At 74.5% G+C, this 25,152-nt stretch carries 25 protein-coding genes; 11 read left to right on the top strand and 14 right to left on the bottom strand.

All coding sequences use genetic code 11. From position 1 onward, the window contains the following. The 6 genes from ACFPZN_RS29125 to ACFPZN_RS29100 form a co-directional block, all read right to left on the bottom strand. Window positions 1-846: a M24 family metallopeptidase gene (locus ACFPZN_RS29125; RefSeq protein ID WP_378285426.1), complete on the bottom strand. Its 846-nt coding sequence runs from the start codon at window positions 844-846 to the stop codon at window positions 1-3. A gap of 76 nt (window positions 847-922) precedes the next feature. Continuing rightward, window positions 923-1,861: a metal-dependent hydrolase gene (locus ACFPZN_RS29120; RefSeq protein WP_378285425.1), complete on the bottom strand. Its 939-nt coding sequence runs from the start codon at window positions 1,859-1,861 to the stop codon at window positions 923-925. Window positions 1,862-2,056: 195 nt separating this feature from the next. Beyond that, window positions 2,057-2,887 carry a formate dehydrogenase accessory sulfurtransferase FdhD gene (gene fdhD / locus ACFPZN_RS29115; RefSeq protein ID WP_378285424.1) on the bottom strand — a complete coding sequence of 277 codons (831 nt, stop codon included), beginning with the start codon at window positions 2,885-2,887 and terminating at the stop codon, window positions 2,057-2,059. Between the two features lie 57 nt (window positions 2,888-2,944). Beyond that, entirely contained in the window at window positions 2,945-3,604 is a 660-nt protein-coding gene (locus ACFPZN_RS29110; RefSeq protein WP_378285423.1) for a trimeric intracellular cation channel family protein, read from the bottom strand. A gap of 60 nt (window positions 3,605-3,664) precedes the next feature. Then, window positions 3,665-3,847 carry a DUF3099 domain-containing protein gene (locus tag ACFPZN_RS29105; protein WP_378285422.1) on the bottom strand — a complete coding sequence of 61 codons (183 nt, stop codon included), beginning with the start codon at window positions 3,845-3,847 and terminating at the stop codon, window positions 3,665-3,667. Between the two features lie 151 nt (window positions 3,848-3,998). Further along, a complete protein-coding gene (locus tag ACFPZN_RS29100) occupies window positions 3,999-5,870 on the bottom strand; it encodes an AMP-dependent synthetase/ligase (protein WP_378285421.1) in 1,872 nt (623 codons plus the stop codon). A gap of 254 nt (window positions 5,871-6,124) precedes the next feature. Here ACFPZN_RS29100 and selD point away from each other — a divergent pair, with 254 nt between their 5' ends. After that, entirely contained in the window at window positions 6,125-7,120 is a 996-nt protein-coding gene (gene selD / locus ACFPZN_RS29095; RefSeq protein WP_378285441.1) for a selenide, water dikinase SelD, read from the top strand. Between the two features lie 125 nt (window positions 7,121-7,245). Continuing rightward, entirely contained in the window at window positions 7,246-7,521 is a 276-nt protein-coding gene (locus ACFPZN_RS29090; protein ID WP_378285420.1) for a GlsB/YeaQ/YmgE family stress response membrane protein, read from the top strand. Window positions 7,522-7,531: 10 nt separating this feature from the next. Here ACFPZN_RS29090 and ACFPZN_RS29085 read toward each other — a convergent pair whose 3' ends face one another. After that, window positions 7,532-9,424, bottom strand: coding sequence for a propionyl-CoA synthetase (locus ACFPZN_RS29085; protein WP_378285419.1), 1,893 nt, complete (start codon window positions 9,422-9,424; stop codon window positions 7,532-7,534). A 255-nt stretch (window positions 9,425-9,679) separates the two neighbouring features. Next, window positions 9,680-11,110 (bottom strand): MFS transporter, encoded by a 1,431-nt coding sequence (locus ACFPZN_RS29080; RefSeq protein ID WP_378285418.1) that lies wholly within the window; start codon window positions 11,108-11,110, stop codon window positions 9,680-9,682. 137 nt (window positions 11,111-11,247) lie between these two features. Between ACFPZN_RS29080 and ACFPZN_RS29075 the strand changes: the two genes are divergently transcribed. From ACFPZN_RS29075 to ACFPZN_RS29060, 4 genes are all read left to right on the top strand, one after another. Next, a complete protein-coding gene (locus tag ACFPZN_RS29075) occupies window positions 11,248-11,805 on the top strand; it encodes a MarR family winged helix-turn-helix transcriptional regulator (protein ID WP_378285417.1) in 558 nt (185 codons plus the stop codon). Between the two features lie 11 nt (window positions 11,806-11,816). After that, window positions 11,817-13,307, top strand: a complete 1,491-nt coding sequence (gene selB / locus ACFPZN_RS29070; RefSeq protein WP_378285416.1) for a selenocysteine-specific translation elongation factor — start codon at window positions 11,817-11,819, stop codon at window positions 13,305-13,307. A gap of 160 nt (window positions 13,308-13,467) precedes the next feature. After that, on the top strand, window positions 13,468-14,619 hold the full coding sequence (locus tag ACFPZN_RS29065; protein ID WP_378285440.1) for an RtcB family protein: 1,152 nt from the start codon (window positions 13,468-13,470) through the stop codon (window positions 14,617-14,619). Continuing rightward, window positions 14,616-15,665 carry a TfoX/Sxy family DNA transformation protein gene (locus ACFPZN_RS29060; RefSeq protein WP_378285415.1) on the top strand — a complete coding sequence of 350 codons (1,050 nt, stop codon included), beginning with the start codon at window positions 14,616-14,618 and terminating at the stop codon, window positions 15,663-15,665. The genes ACFPZN_RS29065 and ACFPZN_RS29060 overlap by 4 nt, the downstream gene beginning before the upstream one ends. Before the next feature lie 18 nt (window positions 15,666-15,683). Here ACFPZN_RS29060 and ACFPZN_RS29055 read toward each other — a convergent pair whose 3' ends face one another. Next, window positions 15,684-16,493 (bottom strand): alpha/beta hydrolase, encoded by an 810-nt coding sequence (locus ACFPZN_RS29055; protein WP_378285414.1) that lies wholly within the window; start codon window positions 16,491-16,493, stop codon window positions 15,684-15,686. A 163-nt stretch (window positions 16,494-16,656) separates the two neighbouring features. Here ACFPZN_RS29055 and moaA point away from each other — a divergent pair, with 163 nt between their 5' ends. Genes moaA through ACFPZN_RS29040 form a run of 3 tightly spaced genes read left to right on the top strand, consistent with a single transcriptional unit; the run spans window position 16,657 to window position 18,554 of the window. Then, window positions 16,657-17,646: a GTP 3',8-cyclase MoaA gene (moaA, locus tag ACFPZN_RS29050; RefSeq protein ID WP_378285413.1), complete on the top strand. Its 990-nt coding sequence runs from the start codon at window positions 16,657-16,659 to the stop codon at window positions 17,644-17,646. Window positions 17,647-17,651: 5 nt separating this feature from the next. Then, window positions 17,652-18,272 carry a molybdenum cofactor guanylyltransferase gene (gene mobA / locus ACFPZN_RS29045; protein WP_378285412.1) on the top strand — a complete coding sequence of 207 codons (621 nt, stop codon included), beginning with the start codon at window positions 17,652-17,654 and terminating at the stop codon, window positions 18,270-18,272. Between the two features lie 33 nt (window positions 18,273-18,305). After that, on the top strand, window positions 18,306-18,554 hold the full coding sequence (locus ACFPZN_RS29040; protein ID WP_378285411.1) for a DUF6457 domain-containing protein: 249 nt from the start codon (window positions 18,306-18,308) through the stop codon (window positions 18,552-18,554). A 16-nt stretch (window positions 18,555-18,570) separates the two neighbouring features. Here the strand turns inward: ACFPZN_RS29040 and ACFPZN_RS29035 are convergent, their stop codons facing one another. After that, window positions 18,571-18,816, bottom strand: a complete 246-nt coding sequence (locus tag ACFPZN_RS29035) for a hypothetical protein (protein ID WP_378285410.1) — start codon at window positions 18,814-18,816, stop codon at window positions 18,571-18,573. An 83-nt stretch (window positions 18,817-18,899) separates the two neighbouring features. Between ACFPZN_RS29035 and ACFPZN_RS29030 the strand changes: the two genes are divergently transcribed. Then, window positions 18,900-20,378 (top strand): MFS transporter, encoded by a 1,479-nt coding sequence (locus ACFPZN_RS29030; RefSeq protein ID WP_378285409.1) that lies wholly within the window; start codon window positions 18,900-18,902, stop codon window positions 20,376-20,378. Here the strand turns inward: ACFPZN_RS29030 and ACFPZN_RS29025 are convergent. Genes ACFPZN_RS29025 through ACFPZN_RS29015 form a run of 3 tightly spaced genes read right to left on the bottom strand, consistent with a single transcriptional unit; the run spans window position 20,323 to window position 23,336 of the window. Beyond that, entirely contained in the window at window positions 20,323-21,648 is a 1,326-nt protein-coding gene (locus ACFPZN_RS29025) for an FAD-dependent oxidoreductase (RefSeq protein WP_378285408.1), read from the bottom strand. The genes ACFPZN_RS29030 and ACFPZN_RS29025 overlap by 56 nt on opposite strands. Continuing rightward, window positions 21,638-22,462: a tryptophan 2,3-dioxygenase gene (locus ACFPZN_RS29020; RefSeq protein WP_378285407.1), complete on the bottom strand. Its 825-nt coding sequence runs from the start codon at window positions 22,460-22,462 to the stop codon at window positions 21,638-21,640. Before ACFPZN_RS29020 ends, ACFPZN_RS29025 begins: the two co-directional genes overlap by 11 nt. 58 nt (window positions 22,463-22,520) lie before the next feature. Further along, the gene (locus tag ACFPZN_RS29015; protein ID WP_378285406.1) at window positions 22,521-23,336 is read right to left on the bottom strand and encodes a thioesterase family protein; all 816 of its coding nucleotides are present in this window, start codon (window positions 23,334-23,336) and stop codon (window positions 22,521-22,523) included. A 109-nt stretch (window positions 23,337-23,445) separates the two neighbouring features. Here ACFPZN_RS29015 and ACFPZN_RS29010 point away from each other — a divergent pair, with 109 nt between their 5' ends. Then, entirely contained in the window at window positions 23,446-24,552 is a 1,107-nt protein-coding gene (locus ACFPZN_RS29010) for an alpha/beta hydrolase (RefSeq protein WP_378285405.1), read from the top strand. A gap of 34 nt (window positions 24,553-24,586) precedes the next feature. Here the strand turns inward: ACFPZN_RS29010 and ACFPZN_RS29005 are convergent, their stop codons facing one another. After that, entirely contained in the window at window positions 24,587-25,114 is a 528-nt protein-coding gene (locus ACFPZN_RS29005; protein WP_378285439.1) for a MarR family transcriptional regulator, read from the bottom strand. Between the last annotated feature and the right edge of the window lie 38 nt (window positions 25,115-25,152).

Raw genomic sequence — 25,152 nt, 5'->3', positions numbered from 1 at the left:
TCACGCCTCCGCCGTCCCGGCGGCCCACCGGTGGACGTGCGGGAGGTCGTCGTCGAGCCAGTACGCGTCGTCCTCGGTGACCACGAGGATCTCCTCGAACTTCACGCCCACGCCGCGGAAGCCGATGTGCGGCTCCACCGCCCACAGGCCCGGCGTCGGAGGGTGCCGGGACCGGGCGGACCCGTTCCACAGCGGGGAGCGCCCCTCCAGCCGCTCCCTGACCAGCTCGCGGCCGATGGTCTGCAGGAAGCGCACCCCGAAGGGGAACGCCACGCGCCTGGGCAGGGGACCGCCGAGGACGCCGACCTGGTGGCCGATGACGCGGCCGGGGTACTCGCGGTGCCGGTTCCGGTACCCCTGGCGCTCGATGAGGGCGTCCACCTCGGCGTAGATGTCGGCGAAGGCGCGCCGTTCCCGGACCAGCCGGAGGATGAGGGAGCGGTAGCCGGCCAGGTCGGCGTCGAGCCGCTCCCAGATCCGGTTGGTGCCCAGGACGCCCGCGTATCCGATGTCGGCGGAGTAGCCGTCCTTCACCGGCGCCATGTCGAGAATGTACGGCATGCCCTCCCGGAGGCGGGCGCCGCTCGGCAGGAACTGCGTCGGGACCCGGAAGCCGCGGAAGGCGCTCCGGTCGCCGAACCAGGCGAACGGGGTGTGCAGCCAGTCGTCCACGCCGCGCTCGCGCAGCCAGCGCCGCATGCGGCGGCACACCTCGCGCTCGGTGACGCCGGGTTCCAGCGTGCCGGCGATCTCGGCGGCGCACCGGTAGCTGAGCCGCTGGACCTCCCGGAACCGCTCGAGCTCCGCGGGGTCGTGGGGGCGGGCGAGCGCGACTTTATTGGACACGCTGTTAATTAATCGCCCGCATCCCTTCCGGTCAAGTCGCCCCTCCCGTGAATCTCGCCACGCCGGTGCGGGACGGTCAGTACGGGTCGTAGCCGGCGGCGCGCGCGGCGGGGGAGCGCATCAGGTAGTCCAGCGCCTGCGGCGTGGAGCAGATCTTGGACGGGTGGTGCCCGGGCCGCAGGTACACCGGGGCCTCGCCCAGCAGCAGCCGGAAGACGCCCGGGACGTGGCCCCTGCGGACCGAGCGCCGGTACGCCCGCAGGAAGCGCGGCAGCGTCACCCTGCCCTTGACCAGCGGGTCCTGCCTGAGCAGGAACAGCGAGCCGCCGATCAGGGCCCAGTACAGGAAGAACAGCGAGACCACCCAGGCCGCGACGCGCATCAGGTAGCCGCCGCCCATCGCCTTGTAGACGTCGAAGACGACCGAGCGGTGCTCCACCTCCTCGGCGCCGTGCCAGCGCAGCAGGTCCAGCATGGTCGGGTCGACCCCGGCCTCGTCCAGCCGGCGGTTGTCCATGATCCACTGGCCGAGCACGGCGGTGTAGTGCTCGATCGAGGCGACGGCCGCCAGCTCGAACCGCAGCCGCCGCCGCCACCGGCGCGGCGAGCGTTCCTTCAGCGCGGCCATCCGCGCGGGCCGCTCGGTGTTGCCCTGCCCGGCCGGTCCGGTGATCCTGGTGACGTCGATCCCGCCGGCCTCCAGGAGCCGGTCCAGCACGCCCTGGTGGGAGCGGGCGTGCACCATCTCCTGGCCGATGAACCCCTTGATCTCCGCCAGCAGGCGCTCGTCCCGGATGTGCGGGCGGGCGTCCTTGACGCACTGGATGAACCACTTCTCGCCCTCGGGCAGGACGATGTGGAAGCTGTTGATGATGTGGGTGGCGACCGGGTCGCCGGGCACCCAGTGCAGCGGCGTCTTCGACCAGTCGAACGCCACCCGGCGGGTCCTGATGGGCGGGTGCCGTTCGTCGAGCCCGGGCGCCGCGGTCGTGCCCGGCGCCGATGGCGTGGCCATGCCCTCTCCTCGCGTTGTCGTCGGGGTCCACTGCGCTTGGGGAAGCAGTGAACCCGCGTGGGAGAGGGTTTTCTTGAGATCCGGGCGATAAGTTACCGGCTGGTTTTCGTCACTGTGTGAGTGCCCGGCGCCACGACCTGGCACGCCGTGCGCGCCGCGGCCGGACGCGCGGGACGGGCCGGATCACGGGCCGGATCACGGGCCGGAGGTGCCGGAGGTGTCGATGCGGTGCGCGCCGGTGTAGACGTTCATGGTCTCGCCGCGCAGGAAGCCGACCAGCGTCATGCCCGCGTCCTCGGCCAGCTCCACCGCCAGCGACGAGGGCGCCGACACCGCGGCCAGCACCGGGATGCCCGCCTGCATCGCCTTCTGCGTCAGCTCGAACGACGCGCGCCCGCTCACCATCAGCACCCGGCCGGTCAGCGGCAGCAGCCCCTTGTTGAGCGCCCAGCCCACCACCTTGTCGACGGCGTTGTGCCGCCCCACGTCCTCGCGCAGCACCAGCAGCTCGCCGTTCCCGTCGAACAGGCCCGCCGCGTGCAGCCCGCCGGTGCGGTCGAAGACCCGCTGGGCCTCGCGCAGCCGGTCGGGCAGCGCGGCGAGCGTGCCGGGGGTCAGTACGAGGCCGTCGGCGGCGACGTCGTAGGGCCGCCGCACCCGCAGGGCCTCGATGCTGGACTTGCCGCACACCCCGCAGGCGCTGGTGGTGGTGAACGCCCGCGTCATCGACTCGCCGGGCGGTTCGACCCCCTCGGCCAGCACCACGTCGAGGGTGTTCTGCTCGGTGGTGTCGGCGCAGTAGCGCATCGCGAGCAGGTCGTCGGCGCGCCCGATGACGCCCTCGGCCGTCAGGAACCCGGCGACCAGGTCGAAGTCGTCGCCCGGCGTGCGCATCGTGATCGTCAGCGGCCGCCCGGCGACCCGGATCTCCAGCGGCTCCTCGACCGCCAGCGTGTCGGGCCTGCGCCCCCGCACGCCCGCCGTGCTCAACCGCAGGACCGGCCTGCGTACGGTGATCCGCCCCATACCGTGACGGTACCTCCGAACGGCCCGCCGCGCGAAGGACCGTCCCGCCGGGTCCCGCTAGTCCCGCAGGTCCCGGGGGTCGGGCGGCGGCGGGCCGGTGACGCCGCGGGGGAGCGGGGCCCGCCAGCGGTACCGCATCGCCAGCACCCGCAGCACGAAGGCGAGCACGGCGGCGCCGGCGATCACGCCCGCCCCGTGCAGCCCGGCCGCGGTGGCGACCGCGACCACGGCCGCGCCCAGCATCGCCGGCACCGCGTACAGCTCCCGGTCGTACAGCACGGCCGGGATCTGGCCGCTCATCATGTCCCGCAGGATTCCGCCGCCGATCGCGGTGATCACGCCGAGCAGCGCCGCGTGCAGCGGCGACAGCCCGTACTCCAGCGCCTTGAGCGTGCCGGTCGCGCAGAACAGGCCCAGCCCGGCCGCGTCGAACAGCAGCACCGCCGGCATGATCCGGGCCACCTGGGGATGCCAGAAGAACACCAGCGCCGCGGCGGCCGGCGGGACCAGCACGTACCCCAGGCTGGTGAACGCCGCGGGCGGGACGGCACCGATGACCAGGTCGCGCACGATCCCGCCGCCCAGCGCGGTCATCTCCGCCAGCACCACCACGCCGACCACGTCCAGGCGCTGCCGCACCGCCGCCAGCGCGCCCGACACCGCGAACACGAAGATGCCCGCCAGGTCCAGCAGCCCGGCGATGTCCGTACCCGTCATGGGACGGCACTCTGGCAGGTCCGCGCGGGCGCGCGGGCGCGGCGCGCGGTGGCGGGGCTCTCAGTCGCGGCGGTCGACGCCCCAGTTCGCGACCACGGCGGCGAACGGCGGGATGACCATCGCCACCACCGACATCGCGATCGCCAGCGGCGGCGAGAACAGCCGCACCACCGCCCAGGCCAGCACGAACAGCGTCAGGCACGTGCCCATCATGATCCCGTACGCCAGCTTCCGGCGTCGCATGCCTCCAGGCTACGCCGCCGGCGCGGTCCGTGCGGTCCGCGCGGCGCCCGATCGCACGCCTCCGGGGGGTGGGCCGGGCCCACCCGCCGGAGGCGCCGCCGCCGTCCGGGGGCGGCCTGATTCCGGACGGCGCCGTCGTGGGAGGCGGGCGCTACGCCTCGTAGAGCGAGTCGATGGCGTCGGTGTACTTGGTGTGCACGATCCGCCGCTTGAGCTTGAGCGTCGGGGTGAGCTCCTCGCTCTCGGCGGTCCACTCGGCGGGCAGCAGCCGCCACTTCTTGATCTGCTGGACGCGGGCCAGGCGGGCGTTGGCGTCCTCGACGGCCTGCGTGACCTCCTCCAGGACCAGCGGGTGCGCGGCCAGGGCGGCCAGGTCGGTCGTGTCGATCCCGTGCGCGGCGGCCCAGACCGGGGCCACCTCCCCGTCCAGGGTGATCAGCGCGACCACGTAGGGGCGGCGGTCGCCGTAGGCCAGCGCCTGGCCGACCAGCGGGTGCTCCTTGAGGTGGTTCTCGATGAGGGACGGCGCGATGTTCTCGCCCCCGGCGGTGATGATCAGCTCCTTCTTGCGGTCCACCACGCGCAGGAAGCCGTCCTGGTCGAGCACGCCGACATCGCCGGTGCGGACCCAGCCGTCCGGGTCGATCAGGCCGGCGGTGGCCTCCGGCCGGTTGAGGTAGCCGGGCGTGCAGGTGGCGCCGCGGACCAGGATCTCGCCGTCCTCGGCCAGCCGCAGCTCCACGCCGTGGAGGGCGCGCCCGACCGTGCCGAGCTTGAACGAGTCGGCCAGGTTGGCGGTGATCGCGCCGGTGGTCTCGGTCATCCCGTACGCGTCGAAGATCTTCAGGCCCAGCCCGGCGAAGAACCGCGCGACCTCCTCGGGCAGCGGCGCGGCGGCGCTGGAGGCCTGCCCCACGCGGTCCAGGCCGAGCAGCGCCCGCATCGGGGTGAGCACGGCGGCGTCGGCCCGCTCGAACGCCTCGGCGGCGCCGGGATCGGCGGTGTTGCCGTACTCCTGGCCGGCGACGTACCGGCGCCCGGCCTCCAGGGCCTGCTCGACCGCGGCCTTCTTCGCCTGGTCCTGCTCGCCGGCCAGCACCGCCTGGATGCCCGCCATGATCTTCTCCCAGACCCGGGGCACCCCGAAGAACGAGTGCGGCCGCACCTCGCGCAGGACGGTCGTCAGCTGCGCGGGGTCGGGGCAGAAGTGCACGTGCGAGGCCAGCCTGATCGGCAGGTAGTAGCTGAGCACGCGGTCGGCGATGTGCGCGAAGGGCAGGTAGGAGATTCCGGCGGGGTGCTCGGGTAGGACCGAGCTGTCCTCGACCAGCGCGGCCTCGTGCAGCACCATCGAGTGGGTGATCCGCACGCCCTTGGGGTCGCCGGTGGTCCCGGAGGTGTAGAGCAGGGTGACGTCGTCGGAGGGGGCGATCGCCCGCCACCGCCGGTCGATCTCGGCGGCGTGGCCGGCGTCGGCCAGCCGCTCGCGGCCGAGCTCGGTGAAGGCGTCCCAGGTGAGGAAGCGGCCGTCGGGGTCGTCGTCCCCGGACGGGCACGCGGCGGGGTCGAGCACGATGATCCTGCGCAGGTCCGGGAGCCGGTCCAGCGCGGGCAGCCAGCGGTCGAGCTGGTCGCGGCCGTCCAGCACGGCGTAGCGGGCGGCGCAGTCGCCGGCGACGAAGGCGATCTGGTCGGCGGCGAGCGTCGCGTACACCGTGGTGGGGGTGCCGCCCGCGTGCACGGCGCCCAGGTCGGCGAGCACGTGCTCGGAGCGGTTGGGCATCATCAGCGCCACGACCTCGCCGGGGCGCAGCCCGAGCGCGGCGAACCCGGCGGCCGTCTCCAGCGCCCGCCGGCGCAGGTCGGCCCAGGTCAGGGTGCGCCATTCGCCGTCGACCCGGTCGGAGTAGGCGGGGCGGCCGCCGTGCCGTTCGGCGGTGCCGGCCAGTTCCGCGGGGACGGTCCGGCCCGCCAGTCTCCGTTCCAGCTCGGCCCGCCGCCGCTGGATCTCCGCCTGCTCCATTCGCGCCCCTCGTCGTCAACGTCCTGCCTGGGAGTGCCCGCACGCGGATGTAAGTGCGTACTTGCACGGCCGTATCGCACCATGCCGGACGGTGCCGCGGCAAGGTCCCGAAGCGGATTCGGCCGGGATTCGGCCCGGAGCGGACCGCGCGGCGGGCGGATGTGGCCGTTCGGTGATGCGACGCGTACGGTCCGTTTCTTGATCGTTTGGGGTGGCTCTGGGATAGATTTCCCAAGGTGAACCCCTTGCCCGCTTTGCCCGCCAACGTGCGGCTGACCCAGTACGCCCACGGCGGCGGCAGCGCCTGCAAGCTCCCGCCGGGCGAGCTCGAACGCGTGGTCGCCGGGCTCACCGGAACCCCGGACGGCGCCGGCGGCGGGCTGCTCCTCGGCGCCGAGGACGGCGACGACGCCGCGGTGCTGCGGATCGAGGGCGGCCGCGCCGTCGTCTCCACCGTCGACTTCTCCACCCCCGTCGTGGACGACGCCTACGACTGGGGCCGGATCGCCGCGGCCCACGCCCTCTCCGACGTCTACGCCGTCGGCGGCGAGCCCCTGCTCGCCCTCAACCTGCTCGGCTGGCCGCGCGACGCGCTCCCCGCCGAACTGGCCCGCGAGGTGCTGCGCGGCGGCCGGGACGCGGCCGCCGAGGCCGGCTGCCCCATCGCCGGCGGGCACAGCATCGACGACCCCGAACCCAAGTACGGCCTGGCCGTCACCGGGACCGCCGACCCCGGCCGGCTGCTGCGCCTGGACGGCGCCCGCCCCGGGCTCCCGCTCTCGCTGACCAAGCCGCTCGGGCTCGGCGTCCTCAACGCCCGCCACAAGGCCACCGGGGAGGTGTTCGCGCAGGCGGTCGCCACGATGACGGAACTGAACGCGGCGGCGTCACGGCAGGCCCTGGAGGCCGGGGCCCGCTGCGCCACCGACGTCACCGGCTTCGGCCTGCTCGGCCACCTCTACAAGCTGGCCCGGGCCGGCGGCGTCACCGCGGTCGTCGACTCCGCCGCCGTCCCGTACCTGGACGGCGCGCGCCGCGCCGTCCGCGAGGGGTTCGTGCCGGGCGGCACCCGGCGCAACCTGTCCTGGGTCGCCCCGCACAGCGACTTCGGCCGCATCGCCGAGGAGGAGCGGCTGCTGCTCGCCGACGCGCAGACCTCCGGCGGGCTGCTGGTGGCCGGGGAGGTCCCCGGAGCCCCCGTCATCGGCGAGCTGGTCCCGCGCGGGCGCCGCGTCCTCGTCGTCCGCTGACGCCGAATTTGGGGTGTTTTTCCAGTTCGCGTTATAGATCCGCACCCTGGGTATCCCGTCGGTGACGGGTCCGCGGCACCGGCCGCCGATCCCATCACCCGCACTCCAAGACCCAAGGAGCGGACATGACCATCGGGGGGATCTTCACCGCCATCATCTTCGGCGCGATCATCGGGGCGGTGGGACGGCTCATCGTCCCGGGCAAGCAGAACATGTCGATCTGGCTGACCATCCTGGTGGGGATCGTGGCCGCCTTCATCGGCACGTGGCTCGCCAACCTGTTCGGCCTGCAGACCAGAGGCTGGAACTTCTGGGAGACCATCTTCCAGATCGCCGCGGCGGTGATCGGCGTCTACCTGGTGTCCGCGTTCTGGCCCAAGAGGACCGGCACCCGCCAGTAGCGCCCCGCCCCTACGGCGACGCCGTCGGCGAGCGCAGGATCGGCCGCAGCTCCTCCAGCACGGCCGGGTCCTCGATCGTCGACGGCACCGGCACGTCGGCGCCGTCGGCGATGCCCCGCATCGCGCCCCGCAGGATCTTGCCCGACCGGGTCTTCGGCAGCCCGGGCACCACCGAGATCGACTTCAGCGCCGCGACCGGCCCGATCTGCTCGCGCACCATCGCCACCAGCTCGTCCCGCAGCGCGTCCGGATCCGCGCCGGCGCCGCTCTTGAGCACCACGAACCCGCGCGGCACCTGCCCCTTGAGCGGATCGGCGACCCCGATCACCGCGCACTCGGCCACCGCCGGATGCGCCGCGATCACCTCCTCCATCGTCCCGGTCGACAGGCGGTGCCCGGCCACGTTGATGACGTCGTCGGTCCGGCCCATCACCCACACGTAGCCGTCCTCGTCGACGTGGCCGCCGTCCCCGGTGAGGTAGTGGCCCGGATGGCGGCTCAGGTAGGACTCCACGAATCGCTCGTCGTCCTGCCACAGCGTGGACAGCGCGCCCGGCGGCAGCGGCAGCCGCACCACGATGTCCCCGTCGGTCCCCGGACTCGCCGCGGCGCCGTCCGGCGCGAGCACCCGCACGTCGTAGCCCGGCACCGGCACCGTCGGCGAACCCGCCTTGACCGGCATCGGCTCCAGGCCGCGCGGATTCGCCACGATGGGCCAGCCCGTCTCGGTCTGCCACCAGTGGTCGATGACCGGCCGGTCCAGCACCCGCGACGCCCACCGGTAGGTGTCGGGGTCGAGCCGCTCACCGGCCAGGAACAGCGTGTCCAGCGCCGACAGGTCGTGGTCCGCCAGGAGCGCCCCGTCCGGGTCCTCCTTCTTGATCGCGCGAATCGCGGTGGGGGCGGCGAACAGCGCCTTCACCCGGTGCTGCGCCGCCACCCGCCAGAACGCCCCCGCGTCCGGCGTCCCCACCGGCTTGCCCTCGTACAGGACGGTCGTGCAGCCGGTGAGCAGCGGCGCGTACACGATGTAGGAGTGGCCGACGACCCACCCGACGTCGGACGCCGCCCAGAACACGTCCCCGGGACCCACCCCGTACACGTTCTCCATCGACCAGCGCAGCGCCACCGCGTGCCCGCCGTTGTCGCGGACCACGCCCTTGGGGCGCCCCGTGGTCCCCGAGGTGTAGAGGATGTACAGCGGATCGGTCGCCGCCACCGGGACGCACTCGGCCGGCGTCGCGTCCGCCACGGCCTCGTCCCACTCGACGTCGCGCGGCCGGACCAGGTCGGCGTGCAGCTGCGGCCGCTGCCGGATCACGCACCGGTCCACCTTGTGCGAGGCCAGCTCCAGCGCCTGGTCCAGCAGCGGCTTGTACGGCACCACCCGCGACCCCTCGATGCCGCACGACGCCGACACCACGGCCTTGGGCCGCGCGTCGTCGATCCGCACCGCCAGCTCCTTGGCCGCGAACCCGCCGAACACCACCGAGTGCACCGCCCCCAGCCGGGCGCACGCCAGCATCGCCACCACCGCCTCGGGGATCATCGGCAGGTAGATGACCACACGGTCGCCCCGGTCCACGCCCAGCCTCCGCAACGCCCCCGCGAACCGCGCCACCAGCTCGGTCAGCTCGCGGAACGTGTACGTCCGGACGGTGCGGGTGACCGGACTGTCGTAGATCAGCGCCGCCTGCTCGCCGCGCCCTTCCTCCACATGACGGTCCAGGGCGTTGTCGCAGGTGTTCAGCTCACCGCCGGTGAACCAGCGGTAGAACGGCGGCGCGCCGTCGTCCAGCACCCGGTCCGGCGGCACCATCCACCGCACGTCCCGCGCGGCGAGCCCCCAGAAACGCGTCGGGTCGGCGATGCTGCGTTCGTACGCGGCGGCGTAGGCGCCCATGTCAGACCTCCGGAACGGCGGTTCGCTGGCCCCAATACCCATTTCGGGGCGCCTCCCTATAGGGCACGCCGATGACACCAGAAGTCAAGTGAGGAAGGCCAACCCCACCAAGCGGCAAGGCCCGAACCCCCAGGGGGCGAGGGGGGCGAAGCCCCCCAGGAACCTGGGGGGCTAGGGGAGGCGAAGCCCCCCAGCGGGGGGTGCGGGGGGGCGGAGCCCCCTGCGTGGGGGTCTGAGGGGTCGCCCCCCAGATGATTACGCGTGGCGGTGGCGTACGCCGTTGGCGAGGGCCACGCCGGCGGCCAGGAGGGCGCCGACGGCGCCGATCCAGAAGCACATGACGTACGCGCCCAGGGTGGGCATTCCGGTGCCCGCGATGGTGAAGGCGGCGAGGACGGCGGCGGTGGCGGCGCCCGCGATGCTGCCGCCGGTGGTGCGGACGAGCGCGTTGATGCCGCTGGCGATGCCGCTCTGGTCCATGGGGACGTGCCGGACGGCGAGGGTGCCCAGGGCGGCGTAGGCGATGCCGAACCCGGCGCCCTGGACGGCGCTGAACACGAGCATGTCGTGGGGGTGGGCGTTGGAGAGCGCGATCCACACGTAGCTCAGCGCGGCGACGAGCGAGCCGATGGCGAGGGTGAAGGCGGGGCCGATGCGGGCGGAGACGCGGCCTGCGAGTGTCGAGGCGACGAGCATGGTGACGGTGCTGGGGAGCATGTAGAGGCCCACGTCCATGACGGAGCCGCTCAGGCCGTATCCGAGGCGTTCCCTGGGGGCCTGGATGAAGCCGGCGATGAGGGTGAACATCGCGTACATGGCGAAGCCCAGCAGCAGCGAGGCGAGGTTGGCCGACAGGGACTGGCTGCCGATCAGGAGGTTCAGCCGCACCAGCGGTTCGCGCACCCGCAGTTCGACGACGACCCAGATCGCGGAGAGCGCGACGGCGGCGCCGAAGAGGGCGAGCACGCCGGGGGAGGCCCAGCCCCAGCGGTTGCCCTGGCTGATGGCCATGAGCAGGCACACCAGGCAGGCGGCGAGCAGCAGCGTGCCGGGGACGTCGGGGCGGCCGCCCGCGCGCTCGCCGACCTCGGGAGCGCTCCAGGCGATGAGGACGAGTCCGGCGACGGCCAGCCCGGCGCTGATCCAGAAGACCGGGCGGTGGCTGGAGGTGAGGTCGGCGATCACCCCGGTCACGATCATGCCGATGGTGCCGCCGACGCCCATGGTGGCGCTGATGACGCCGATCGCGGTGGTGACGCGTTCGGCGGGGAAGGCGTCCCGGACCGAGCCGATGGCCAGCGGGATCATGGCGACCGAGACGCCCTGCAGCGCGCGGCCCGCGATCAGGACGGCGAGGGTGTTCGAGAGCGCGCAGACCACCGAGCCGGCGAACAGCGTCCCGAGGCACAGCAGGATCATCCGCTTCTTGCCGTACATGTCGCCGAACCGCGTGAGCAGCGGGGTGGCGACCGCGCCGGCCAGCAGCGAGGCGGTGAACACCCAGGTCACCGCGGTCATCGAGACGTCGAACCGGGTCATCAGGCTGGGCAGCAGCGGGATCACCATCGACTGCTGGACCGCGACGACCAGGCCCGCGGTCGCCAGCGCCATCAGGATCAGCGCGCCGGGCTCGGGGCGGACGGACGGTTCGAGCCGTCCGGGCGCCTGGGTGATAGCGCCGGACACGTGACCTCCAGGGCCGCGGACATGCGGCGGTCGGGGGGATGGGGAGGGACTGCGGACCGGGCCTGCAACGTTCCCGATCTTGATAGTCCAGGATTGTACTTACTTAAGTTAAGTAACTGCACGGGTAGGGTGCCGTCATGCCGCCCACCCCGCCGCCGCGCGCCGCCGACGTGCCCGAACCGCCCGCCGGCATCGTGGAGATCGAGCGGGCGCTCACCCGCGTCTCCCACCTGCTGACCCGCGCGAGCCTGCACGACCGGGCGGTCGCGGAGGCGGGCGTCCCCGTCGACCGGGCCGCGGTCCCGCTGCTGCGGGTGCTGGCGGAGGCGGGCGAGCCGCTGCGGCCGGGCGAGCTGGCCGCGCGGCTGGCGGTGGAGGCGCCGCACGTGACCCGGCTCGTGCATCGCCTGGAGAAGGCCGGCTACGTGGAGCGGGTGCCCGATCCCTGCGACGGCCGGGCGCACCGGGTGCGGCTGCGCGAGGCCGGCCGGGACGCCGTCGACTGCATCTGCGCGGTCGGCCGCCGCTGGATGGCCGAGGCGCTGGCCGGCTGGTCGCCGGAGGACCGCCGGAGCCTGGCGGGGCTGGTGGGGCGGATGGCCGACGACATCGCCGGCGTCCAGCCGCGCGCGACGAGACGCGGATCTCACTCTGTGGGCGGGATCGGCTTTCGCGAGCGGGCCCGCCGTCCCTAGGCTTGCTCAGCGTGGAGCCCGCACGCCGCGGGGAGGCCGTCACCGGCCGTCCTGGAAGGGAACTGATGCAGGTCGTCGCCACCGCCGGGCATGGGGACCACGGCAAGTCCGCGCTGGTCCGCGCGCTCACCGGCACCGATCCCGACCGGCCGGCCGGGGAGCGCCGCCGCGGGCTCACCCTCGACCTCGGGTTCGCCTGGACCGCGCTGCCCTCGGGGGAGCGGCTGGCGTTCGTGGACGTCCCCGGCCACGAGAAGTTCGTGACCACCATGCTCGCCGGGGTCGGGTCCGTGCCCGCGGTGCTGCTGGCGGTCGCCGCGGACGAGGGCTGGATGCCGCAGACCGGGGAGCACCTGGCGGCGATCGACGCGCTCGGCGTGCGGCACGGCGTGCTCGCGGTGACCCGTTCGGATCTGGCCGATCCGACGCTGGCGCTGCGCCAGGCCCGGGAGCGGGTCGCCGGGACGAGCCTGGGCGGCGTCGAGGCCGTCGCGGTCAGCGCCACCACCGGGCGGGGGCTGGACGAGCTCACCGCCGCGCTGGACCGCCTCGCCGCCCGCCTGCCCGTCCCGGACGAGACCGCGCCGGTCCGGCTGTGGGTGGACCGCGCGTTCACCGGGGCGGGCAACGGCACCGTGGTCACCGGGACGCTGGCCGCCGGCACCGTGGCGGTCGGCGACGAGCTGCTGCTCACGCCCTCGGGGGAGCGGGTGCGGGTGGGCGGCGTCGAGGCGGCCGGGGAGCCGCTCGACCGGGTCAGCGGCGTCGCCCGTGTCGCGCTCGTCCTGCGCGGCGTGCCCCGGGGCCGGCACGGCCGCGGGACGGCGCTGGTCAGCCCCGGCCGCTGGTCCCACACCACCTCGGTCGACGTGCGCACCCGGTTCGGTGAGGCGTCCGGGCGGCTGGCCCGGCAGATGATCCTGCACATCGGGTCGGCGGCCGTGCCCGTCGGCCTGCGACCGCTGGGGCCCGACACGGCCCGGCTCACCCTCAACGTGCGGCTGCCCCTGCACATCGGCGACAGCGCCCTGCTGCGCGACCCCGCGCGGCGCGCGGTGGCGGGGGTGAGCGTCCTGGACGTCCGGCCGCCCACCCTGGTGCGGCGCGGCGCGGCGGCCGCCCGGGCCCGGGAGCTGGCGTCCTGGCCCGACCGCCCGGACGGCGCGCAGGTGCTGCGCCGGCACGGCGTGCTGCACCGCTCGGACCTGGCGGTCATGGGCTGCGCGGCGCCGCCGTCGGCGCTGGCGATCGACGAGGAGTGGCTCGCCGACCCCGGGCACTGGGACGGCCTGCACCGCCGCCTGGCCGACGAGCTCACCGAGCACGGCCGGGCCAATCCGCTGGCGCCGGGGCTGCCGCTGGAGTCGGCGCGGCTGCGCCTGGGCCTGCCGAACCGCCGCCTGGTCACCGCCCTCGCGCGCCCGCCGCTGCGGCTGAGGGACGGGCGCGTGTACGCCCCGGCGGAAGAATCCGGAGAAACCGGAGAAATCGGAGAGGACTGAGTACGGCAATTCCTCCCGCAGAAAATGGATTGAACCGGATCGCCCCTATCTGGCGTCATAGATCCCGTCAGAGATCACGGTTCGGAACACATGTCCATTGGATGGAGAGGAGCAGGTGGTGCCGTACCAGACGCTCAAGGGCGGCCGCGTTCCCATCCGGATGTGGACCGACCCGGCCACCGTCGAGGACGCCGCGCTGGACCAGCTGCGCAACGTCTCGAGCCTGCCGTGGGTGGAGGGGCTCGCGGTGATGCCCGACGTGCACTACGGCAAGGGCGCCACCGTCGGCTCGGTGATCGCGATGCGCGACGCGGTGTCCCCGGCCGCGGTCGGCGTCGACATCGGCTGCGGGATGACCGCGGTCAGGTCATCCCTCACCGTCGAGGACATGCCCGACGACCTGGGGCTGCTGCGCTCCCGCCTGGAGCGGGCGATCCCGGTCGGCCACCACTCCCACAAGCAGCCGGTCGACCCCGACGCGCTGCCCGGCCTCAAGGAACGCGGCTGGTACGCGTTCTGGAAGCGGTTCGACGAGCTGCACCCGGCGGTGCGCGGACGGTTCGGCCGGGCCCGCGGCCAGCTCGGCACGCTCGGCGGCGGCAACCACTTCATCGAGCTGTGCGCCGACGACGACGGCGCGATCTGGGTGGTGCTGCACTCCGGGTCGCGCAACATCGGCAAGGAACTGGCCGAGCACCACGTCGAGGCGGCCCGCAGGCTGCCGCACAACCAGGACCTGCCGGACAAGGACCTGGCGGTCTTCCTGGCCGGCACCGCCAAGATGGACGAATACCGCCGCGACCTCTTCTGGGCGCAGGAGTACGCGCGGCGCAACCGCGCCGTCATGCTCGCGCTCGCGCAGGAGGTGGTGACGAAGTACTTCGGCGCCAAGCGCTGCGCGTGGGGCGAGCTGATCTCCTGCCACCACAACTACGTGGCCGAGGAGGTCTACGACGGGGTCGAGCTCCTGGTGACCCGCAAGGGCGCGATCCGGGCCGGCGCGGGCGACCTGGGCATCATCCCGGGGTCGATGGCGACCGGCACCTACATCGTGCGCGGCCTGGGCAACGAGTCCGCCTTCAACTCCGCCTCCCACGGGGCGGGGCGGAGGATGAGCCGCAACAAGGCGCGCAAGTCGTTCACGCTGGAGGACCTCGCCGAGCAGACCAGGGGCGTGGAGTGCCGCAAGGACGGCGGGGTGCTCGACGAGATCCCCGGCGCGTACAAGGACCTGGAGACGGTCATCGAGGCGCAGTCGGACCTGGTCGAGGTCGTGGCGCACCTCCGGCAGCTGGTGTGCGTGAAGGGATGACGCGCACCGGTGCGAGGCAGCGGCCCGCCAACGCGCGGGCCGCCGCCGACGGCATGAAGCTGCACCGGCGCACGGTGCGGCTGGCCGGCCGCGCGCACACGGTCATCGGGCTGCGCCCGGGCACCCGCGCGCGGTTCAGCACCAACCTGTTCCACGGCACCTGGCACCTGCTGTCGGACCGGCACGGCGCGCGGACGCTGGCCCGGCTCCTGTGGGGGCTGGCCTACCAGTCGCGGCCGGGGACGCTGCTGGTGATCGACCGGCCGTTCCTCGCGCCGACGCCGTTCGAGGCGGACCCGGCCGACCCGATCGTGATCGTCCCGGACTGGCACACCCCGTTCGGGCCGCCGCAGGCCCGCGCGCTGTCCAGGGCGCTGCCGCTGCGCGGCGCCCCGGACGGCACGGTGCGCTGGCGCACCCACGGCCTGGACTCCGCGCTCACCGACCCCCGCGCCTGGTTCCGGGAGACCTTCCCGTACCGGCACGAGGACCGGGGGCGGGTCGAGCGCGTCAAGGGCCTGATCGTGCTGCGGCCCCGCGGCGTCGACGAGATGCGCGGCTGGGCCGTTCACGCCGGGTGGCTCGATCCGGGCGGCCGGTTCGGGACGGACTACGTCTACCTGGGCCCCTGGGACCACGGGCACAGCGGCGAGATCCAGGTCTTCCGCGACTTCCGCCGGGACGTCGGCGTGGCCCGGCGGGCGCGGGCGCGCGTGCTCGCCGATCCCGCCGCGCCGGAGGCGGACGACGCGCTGCGCACGCGGATCTGGGACCGCTGCGGCGCGATCAAGCGGGGCAGGGACCTGCTGATCAGGAACTGCCGCAACCTCGGCCCGCGGGCGGCGGAGCGCCTCGCCATGATCGACGTGCACACCCTGGACGATCTGGACCGGCTGGGCGCGGCCGAGGCCTACCGGAGGCTGGCCGACCTGGAGGCCCCCGGGCCGTCCCGGACGATGCTGTGGGCGATGGAGGGCGCCCTCACCGACACCCACTGGCGGCGCATCCCTCCCGACCGGAAGGCCGAGCTCCTCCGCGACCTGTGACGCCTGGGGGCGGCGGTTTCAGCGCAGGACCCGGTCGATGAAGGCGGTCACGTCGCCCAGCACCTCGTCGCGGTTGGTCTCGTTGAAGACCTCGTGCCGGGCGTCCGGGTAGATCCGCTCGGTGAGGTCGTCGCCGCGGACGGCCTCGATGCCGGTGCGCGTGCCCTCCAGCGGGACGAGCCGGTCGTCGGAGCCGTGCACCCAGAGCGTGGGCAGCGCGCCCAGCGGGCCGTGCGCGTTGATCCGGTCGATGCAGTCCTGGAGCGCCTGGACGGTCGTCCGCTTGAACGGCCCGTGCCACACCAGCGGGTCGGCGGTGTAGGCCCTCCCGACGTCCGGGTCGCGCGACAGCGTGGCGGTGTCGATCGGCGCGTCGGGGATCTCCTCCAGCGCCAGCAGCTCGCTCAGGGCGTCCCAGCGGCCCAGGACCGGGCCCGACAGCACCAGCGCGGCCAGCCCCGCGCCGTGCAGCTGGGCGTACCGGGCGGCGATCAGTCCGCCCATGGAATGGCCGATCAGGACCACCGGCAGCCCGGGATGGTCGGAGCGGGCCGACTCCACCACGGTGTGCAGGTCGGCGACGACGTCCTCGACGTCCTCGATCAGGACGCGCTCGCCCGCCGACCTGCCGTGGCCCATGTGGTCGGGCCCGCAGACGGTCGCGCCGTGCCGCACGAGCGCCTCGGCGACGTGCGGGTAGCGGCCCAGGTGCTCGCCGTACCCGTGCGCCAGGACGGCGATGTAGCGCGGATCCGGACGCGCCCAGATCCGGGCGCTGACCGCGCCGCGCGATCCGGCGAACTCCCACTCGCGTACCGTCGTCGTCACGCGCACCTCCTGGGGGCCGGGGCCTCCGCCCCGATGATCGATCCGGCCGATACCGTCTCCTGTGACGCGACGGAACGTCAACCGCGCGAATAGGGTGGAGGTTCCGGGGGAAAGGCCGCCGGGCGTGGACCGCCCGGCCCCGACGACGAGGAGAGGGGCACCCGTGCTGGTCGACACCTTCGGCCGTACCGCGACCGACCTGCGGGTCTCCCTGACGGACCGCTGCAACCTGCGCTGCGCGTACTGCATGCCCCCCGAGGGGCTGGAGTGGCTGCCCAAGCCGGAGCTGCTCACCGACGACGAGGTGGTGCGGCTGGTCCGGCTGGGCGTGGAGCAGCTGGGCATCACCGAGGTCCGCTACACCGGGGGCGAGCCGCTGCTGCGCCGCGGCATCGCCGACATCGTGCGCCGCACCGCGGAGCTGGCCCCGCGGCCGCAGATCTCCCTGACCACCAACGGCATCGGCCTGGAACGGCTGGCGGGTCCGCTGGCCGAGGCCGGGCTGGACCGCGTCAACGTGTCGCTGGACACCCTCGACCAGGAGGTGTTCAAGCGGCTGGCGCACCGCGACCGGCTGGCGGACGTCCTGGCCGGACTGGCCGCCGCCCGCGACGCGGGGCTGCTGCCGGTCAAGGTCAACACCGTGCTGATGCGCGGCGTCAACGACCACGAGGCGGTGCCGCTGCTGCGCTACTGCCTCGACCGGGGCTACCACCTGCGGTTCATCGAGCAGATGCCGCTGGACGCCCAGCACGGCTGGACCCGCAAGGACATGATCACCGCGGACGAGATCCTGGCGCGGCTGGGCGAGGCGTTCGCGCTGGAGCCGGAGGGCGCCGCCGAGCGGGGCAGCGCGCCCGCCGAGACGTTCACGGTGGACGGCGGCCCGGCCCGGGTGGGGGTGATCGGGTCGGTGACCCGCCCGTTCTGCGGGGCCTGCGACCGGGTCCGGCTGACGGCCGACGGGCAGGTGCGCAACTGCCTGTTCGCCACCGAGGAGTCCAACCTGCGCGACGCCGCCCGCGCCGGGGCGTCCGACGACGAGCTGGCCGACCGCTGGCGCAAGGCGGTCTGGGCCAAGCGCCCGGGGCACGGCATCGACGACCCCGCGTTCCTGCAGCCGGCCCGCCCGATGTCGGCGATCGGCGGCTGAGCCGCGTGGCCCCGCCCGGAGGAGGCCCCGCCGACCGCTCCTTCGACGCGGTCGTGCTGGCCGGCGGGCGGGCGCGGCGGCTGGGCGGCTCCGACAAGCCGGGCACCCCGGTCGGCGGGCGGCCGCTGATCGGCTGGGTCGCCGGCGCCGCCGCCGGTGCCGGGCGCCTGGTCGTCGTGGGCCCGCCGCGGCCGGGGCTGCCGGACGCCGTCGTCGTCCGGGAGGACCCGCCCGGCTCCGGGCCGGTCCCCGCGCTGCGCGCCGGGCTGCCCGAGGTGCGCGCCCCGTGGACGGTGCTGCTGGCCGCCGACCTGCCGTTCCTGCGCGCGTCGCACGTCGCCGCGCTGCTGGACGCCGCGGCCGGTGCCGGTGCTGGGGGCGGGGGTGCCGGGGCCGTGCTGGTCGACCAGGACGGGCGGGAGCAGTGGCTGGCCGGCTGCTGGCCGACCGGCCCGCTGCGCGCCGCGCTGGCCGCCTACGAGGGCGGTTCGCTGCGCGGGCTGCTCGGACCGCTGCGCCCGGTCCCGGTGGCCCTGGCGGCGGGGGAGCGCCCGCCCTGGTACGACTGCGACACCCCGGACGCCCTGGTCCACGCCGAGCGGCTGGCCGCCCCGTACGATCCGTGAAGATCGGACGCCCGCGACCGAGGGGAGTGCCTGGTGCTGGAGGAATGGATGGAGGCGGTCTGCCTGGAGCTGGGCCTGGAACGCCGGGACGTCGACCGCGACCTGGTGCTCGACCTGGCCCGGGACGTCGCGCACGGGGTGGCCCGTCCCGGCGCCCCGCTGACCGCGTACCTGCTGGGCCTGGCGGTGGGGCGGGGCACGCCCGCGCGTGACGCCGCCGCCCGCATCACCGAGATGGCCGAGGGCTGGAAGGACGGCCGCAAGGACGAGGCCCCGGCCTGACCCGGGACCCGCGCTCTCAGGGGGAGCCGGGGGCGTCGCGTTCGGCGACCGGCACCACGTCGCGCAGGAAGTCGCGGCGGTCCAGGAACGCCGACAGGCTCGCGCGGTGCTCGTCGCAGGCCAGCCAGATCTTCCGCCGCTCCGGGGTGTGGATCTTGGGGTTGTTCCAGCGGAGCGCCCAGACGGCGTCGGCCCGGCACCCCTTGGCCGAGCACTGGAGTTCTTCGGTGATCTCGCCGGTGTCCTCGCGCTGTTCCCTCACCCTGCACAGCCTGGCACAGTGCGGCGGCCCGCGCGGCGGGCCGGGCGGGTTTCGGGGTCGCCGCGGCGGACATGATCCGTTCCGTGCCTACCCAGGTCACCGGCGGCTCCGGGAGCGCGTCCGGGGACCGGCACCGCTGGCAGGCGCTGTCGGTGTGCCTGGTCGCCGCGTTCATGACGCTGCTGGACATCAGCATCGTCAACGTCGCGCTGCCCTCGATCCGGGCGGGCCTGAACGCCTCCGAGGGGGCGCTGCAGTGGACGCTGTCGGGGTACGCGCTCGCCTTCGGGCTGGTGCTCGTCCCGGCCGGGCGGCTGGGGGACGCGCGCAGCCGCCGCGCGGTGTTCATGATCGGCCTGGGCCTGTTCACCTTCTCCTCCGCGCTGGCCGGGATGGCGCAGGCGATGTGGTGGCTGGTCGCCGCCCGCCTGCTGCAGGGCGTCGCGGGCGGCGTGCTCAACCCGCAGGTGGCCGGGTTCATCCAGCAGCTGTTCCGGGGCGCCGAGCGCGGCCGGGCGTTCGGGGCGCTGGGCGCGACCATCGGGATCGCCACCGCGGTCGGCCCGCTGCTGGGCGGCACGCTGATCGCGCTGGCCGGTCCCCAGGAGGGCTGGCGCTGGATCTTCTACGTCAACATCCCGGTGGGCCTGGTCGCGCTGCCGCTGGCCCTGCGGCTGCTGCCGCCGCCGATGCGCGGCGAGCGGCGCGGCCTCGACCCGTTCGGCGTGGTGCTGCTCGGCGCCGGGGTAGTGGCGATCATGCTGCCGTTCCTGCAGGAGCGGCAGTGGCCGGGCGCCGCCAAGTGGCTGCTGATCCCGCTGGGCGCCCTGGTGCTGGCGGGGTTCGTGGTCTGGGAGCGGCGGCACCGGTCCCCGCTGGCCGACCTGGGCCTGTTCCGGCGGCGCTCGTACGCGCTGGGCGCGGCGATCGCGCTGCTGTACTTCGCCGGGTTCACCGCGATCTTCTTCATCTACACCCTCTACCTGCAGAACGGCCTGGGCTACAGCGCGCTGGGCGCCGGGCTGGCGATCACGCCGTTCGCGGTCGGGTCCGCGGTGGCCGCCGCGATCGGCGGGCGGCTGGTGTCGCGGTTCGGGCGGCCGCTGGTCGCCTTCGGCCTGGTCCTGGTGGCGATCGGCCTGGTGTCCACCTGGATCGGGGTGGAGGTGCACCCCGGCTCCGGGGTCGCCTGGGTCACCGCGCTGCCGCTGCTGCTGGCGGGGGTGGGCAGCGGGCTGGTGATCGCGCCCAACCAGACCATCACGCTGTCGGAGGTGCCGTTCACCGAGGGCGGCAGCGCGGCCGGGGTGCTGCAGACCGGGCAGCGGGTCGGCACCGCCGCCGGGATCGCGGCCGTCGGCGCGGTGTTCTTCGCCACCGTGGCGGGCGCCGGCGGCGGCTGGGCGGCGGCCTTCCGGAACGGCCTGGTGGTGATCCTGGGGTTCGTGCTGGCGGCGCTGGCCACGGCGCTGGCCGACCTGGCCGCGGGACGGCGCGCCCGCCGGATCAGGGCCGGCGGCGGCGAGACAGCGCGCGCGCCGTCAGCCCGGCCGCCAGCGTGAGGCCCGCCGCGGCCCCGGCCGCCGCGCCCAGGGCGAGGTTCTGCCGGCGGAGCCGCGCGGGGATCCGCGCGTAGGGCACGGTGGTGAACGACACCAGTTCGTACCGGGAGACGTACCGCCCGGCGAGCCGCCGCTCCAGGGCGTGCTGGGCGGCCTGCTTCACGCGGAACACCGGCGAGGCCACCCGGTCGCGCATCTCCACGAAGTTGTCCAGGGCCATCTCGGCGATCGCGTCGGTGTTGGGCTTGCGCCGCTCCTGGTAGAGGGCCAGGGCGCGGTCCCACCGGCCGCCGGTCTCGGTCAGGCACCGGTCGATCTCGATGCAGTCCTCGAAGGCGCAGTTGGCGCCCTGGCCGAAGAACGGCACGATCGCGTGCGCGGCGTCGCCGAGCAGCGCCACCAGCGTGCCGCCCTCGTCCCGCACCCACGGCAGGCAGCGGACGGTGACCAGCGACCCGACCGGGTTGCGCGCGAAGTCCTCGGTGAGGCCGGGCATCAGCCCGGCCACGTCGGGATAGTGGGCGCGGAAGTGGGCGAGCACCTGCTCCGGGGTGCCGAGCGCGGTGAAGTCGCCCTTCGGCCAGAACAGCGTGCAGGTGAACGAGCGGTCCAGGTTCGGCAGCGCGATCATCATCGAGGTGCCGCGCGGCCAGATGTGCAGGGCGTCGGGGTCGAGGGCGAAGTCCCCGTCGCGCGGCGGGACGGTCAGCTCCTTGTAGCCGTGCTCCAGGAAGTCCTGGTCGCAGGCGATCCCGTCGAGCGAGCCGCGGACCGCGCTGTAGGCGCCGTCCCCGGCCAGGACGACGTCGGCGGGGTCGCCGGGCAGGCCGTCCACCAGCAGCCGGCCGTCCGCCACCCCGGTCACCCGCCGGGAGAAGCGCAGCCGCACGCCCGGCGTGGACTCGGCGGCGTCCAGCAGCGCCCGGTTGAGCTCGGCCCGGCTGATCGAGTTGATCGCGCGGCGGCCGTCGGCGCTGTACGGCTGGAAGTTGGGCGCGGCGTGCCGGCCGCGGGCGGCGGGGTGGACCATCCGCCCGTGCATGGGGAGGGCGCGTTCGAGGGCCTGCTTGCGCAGGCCGACCTGCTCCAGCGCCGCCAGCCCGCGCGCCGAGACCGCCAGGTTGATGGAGCGGCCGCGCTCGGCCCCGGCGATCCGGGGGTCGGGGCGCCGCTCGTAGACGGTGACCTCCAGGCCGCGGCGGCCCAGCAGCGTGGCCAGCAGGCACCCGGCCAGCCCGGCCCCGACGATAGCGACCCGCTCATCGGTCATGGCCGGCCGTCTCCTCGATCTGCGACCGGACCTCCCACAGGTCCGGGAAGGCGGGGGTGAACAGCGTCGAGCGCAGGTAGTCGGCGCCGGCCGAGCCGCCGGTGCCGAGCTTGGCGCCGATCGTGCGCTCCACCATCTTGACGTGCCGGTAGCGCCACTCCTGCACGCCCTCGTCGACGTCGACCAGGCCCTCGCAGACCTCGGCGGCGGGGCCGTTCTCGTCGGCGTACACCGCCAGCAGCGCCCGCTGCACCTCGGGATCGGGCGTCCACGGGCCGGCGGGGTCGCGGTCGAGGGCGGCGCGGGGGACGGCGTAGCCGTGGTCGTCCAGGTAGCGCAGCAGCGAGTCGAACAGCGACCGGCGCGCCACCGCGGCGCGCAGCCGCGGGTCGGCGCGCAGGTCGGAGGCGGGGAAGGAGCGGCGGCCCAGCACCGCCTCGATCTCGCGGAACTGCGCGGACTGGAAGCCGCTGGAGGTGCCCAGCGCGTCGCGGAAGGAGGCGAACTGGCGCGGGGTCATCGTCTCCAGGACGTCCAGCTGGCCCACCACCGTCTTGAGGATCTTGGCGATCCGGCGGGCGGTGTGCAGCGAGGCGGCGCTGCGGCCCTCCTCCAGCCGGCGCTGCAGCAGCTCGGCCTCGTGCAGGATCTGCTTGAACCACAGCTCGTACACCTGATGGATGATCACGAACAGCAGTTCGTCGTGCGCCCCGGTCCGGGGCTCCTGGCAGTCCAGCAACCGGTCCAGCCGCAGGTAGCCCCCGTAGGTGAGGGGGTCCTGCGGAGGCTGCGGATCGCTGTCCGGCATCGTCATCGACGCTCCCGCGGGGCCGCCGCCGGCACCACGCCGTGCCGGTCGATCTTCGGCGAGACTATCCCGCGGGGAGTCCGTCCACCAGAAGGGTCTGCAGCGCCCGGCCGAAACCCCCGGAGGAATCGGAGAGGACGGCCTCGGCCAGCGCGCTGCCGAGCGGATCGGTGTTGATCCGGGCGCGCATCAGGATCCACTCCCCGGCGGGGTCGCGGTGCAGCGCGACGGTGAGGTCGGTGTTGATGATCAGCCATTTGGCGAAGTCGATCTGGCTGCCCAGTCCGGAGGCGCTGTCGGCCAGCGTCAGCGTGCGCACCAGCGGGGAGTCGGCCTCCCCGGCGACCAGCGGGATCCGGGCGCGGGCCCAGGCCGCGGCCGGGCCGGGCCGGGCGAACGAGCCCTCGGTCGGCCGCCACTCCATCGCCGACAGGTAGCCGTCCATGTACGCGCCGGCCCAGCCTCCGAGGGGACGGGACGCGGCGGGCAGCGGGGGCGGGGCGGGGGTGTGGTCGGTCCGCTCGAGTCGTCCGGGGGCGGCGGCGATCCGCCAGGCGGTGGCGCGGACGATCGGGCGGTCGCCGGCGCGCAGCTCGCCCTCCAGGAGCGCGACCCGGCGGCCGGGCCGCACGGTGCGCACGGCGACCTGGAGCGGCGCCACCGGGACCGGGCCGAGGATCTCCGCGGTGACCCGGGCGATCCGGGTGCCGGGGGCCGGCTCGTGCCGCTCGAACGCCCGCCCCAGCAGGGCCGAGACGGGCCCGGCGTGCTGGAAGTCCGGCGACCAGGGGCCGGCGGTGGCGGGGGTGCTGGCGAAGCGGTCGTCGCCGAGCGGCTCGTAGAAGGCCGCCGCGGGCAAGGCCGGCCCGTCTGCGCTCATTTGGTGTGTCTCCCCTCGGTTCGGGCGGGACCAGGCTACGGCACCCGCGCTACCCTTCCCGAACCGCGTTCGGTGCAGCCGTCCGCCGCGGGAGAAGGGGAGGGCGACGATGACCGGGATCGCCAGGGAGTTCGTCGGGCTGCCGTCGCCGCTGGTCGGCAGGGCGGGCGCGGGCGGCCATCCGTGCCAGGGGATCTACCACCGGCCGGCCGCCGGGCCGCCGCCGCGGACCGCGTTCGTCGCCGCGCACTACAACGTCGACTTCTCCGAGCACTACCTCGCGCCCTACCTCGCCGAACGCGGCCACGGCTTCCTCGGCTGGAACACCCGCTTCCGGGGCAACGAGGCCTACTTCCTGCTCGACCACGCCCTCGCCGAGATCGGGGCCGGGGTCCGCTGGCTGCGCGAGCGGGCCGGGGTGGAACGGGTGGTGCTGCTGGGCAACTCCGGCGGCGGCTCGCTGATGGCCGCCTACCAGTCGCAGGCCGTGGAGCCCAACGTCGTCCCGGTCGCCGGGATGCGGCCGGTGGAGGCGATCGAGGACCTGCCCGCGGGCGACCTGTTCGTGGCGCTCGCCGCGCACGCGGGCCGCCCGGAGGTGATGACCGCCTGGATGGACCCCTCGGTGACCGACGAGACCGACCCGCTGTCGGCCGACCCGGACCTCGACCCGTTCGACCCGCGGAACGGGCCGCCCTTCGACGCCGCGTTCCAGGAGCGCTACCGGGCCGCGCAGCGCGCCCGCAACGAGCGGATCACCGACCGGGCGCTGGCCGGGCTGGAGGCGCTGAAGGGCTCCCGCGCCCGCGACCGGCTGTTCACCGTGCCCCGGACGTGGGCCGACCTGCGGATGATCGACCCGGCGATCGAGCCGTCCGACCGCGCCCCCGGCCGCTGCTACCTGGGCGATCCGGCCGCGGCCAACTACGGCGTGTTCGGCATCGGGGCGGTGTGCACGCTGCGCACGTGGCTGTCGATGTGGAGCCTGCGCATCTCGCAGTGCGCGGCGGCCCCGCACCTGGCGCGGATCACCGTGCCGTCGCTGGTGGTGCACGCCACCGCCGACGAGGGGGTCTTCGACGGCGACGCGCGGGCGGTGTACGGGGCGCTCGCCGCGGACGACAAGCGGATGGAGTTCATCAGGGACGAGCACTACCTGCGCAACTCCCGGCCCCGTGCGGCCGACCTCATCGACGCCTGGGTCCGCGAACGCTGACGGCGGCGGCGCCCGGACGGTGACGCGGCGCGGCTCAGGCGGGGGACCCGCCGGGGACGTCTCCGGCCGAGACGCGGACGGCGTGCAGGGCCCGGGTGATGTCGGCGGCCTGGTCGCCGGTCAGGTCGGGCAGGCCGAACCCGGCCTCGTGCAGCGCGGCCGTCGCCTCCTCGGCCAGCTCGCGGCCCGCCGGGGTGATGGCGGCCAGCACGACGCGGCGGTCGTCGGGGGAGGGGCGGCGCTCGACCAGCCCGCGCTGCTCCAGCCGTCCGATGACGTTGGTGACCGAGGCCGGATGGACCATCAGGCGGGTGCCGACCTTGCCCATCGGCAGCGTCCCGGTGCGGGTGAAGGCCAGCAGGCGCAGCGCCTCGTAGGCGGCGAAGGTGAGGCCGTGCGGTTTGAGCGCCGCCTCGACCTTGCCGAGCAGCAGCTGCTGGGCCCGCATGACGGAGGTGACGGCGGCCATGTGGTCGGCGTGCTCGGGCCACCGGGCGCTCCACTGGCGGTGCGCCTCGGCGATGGGGTCCAGGGGGTCGGGCACCGCCCCACCGTACGCCATCGGGGGTCGCTTGACGGGCTCACGCACGGAAACTATTT

The organism is Actinomadura rugatobispora (assembly GCF_042656285.1).
GTDB classification, from domain to species: domain Bacteria; phylum Actinomycetota; class Actinomycetes; order Streptosporangiales; family Streptosporangiaceae; genus Spirillospora; species Spirillospora rugatobispora.
This window is presented reverse-complemented; position numbering and strand designations above follow the sequence as displayed.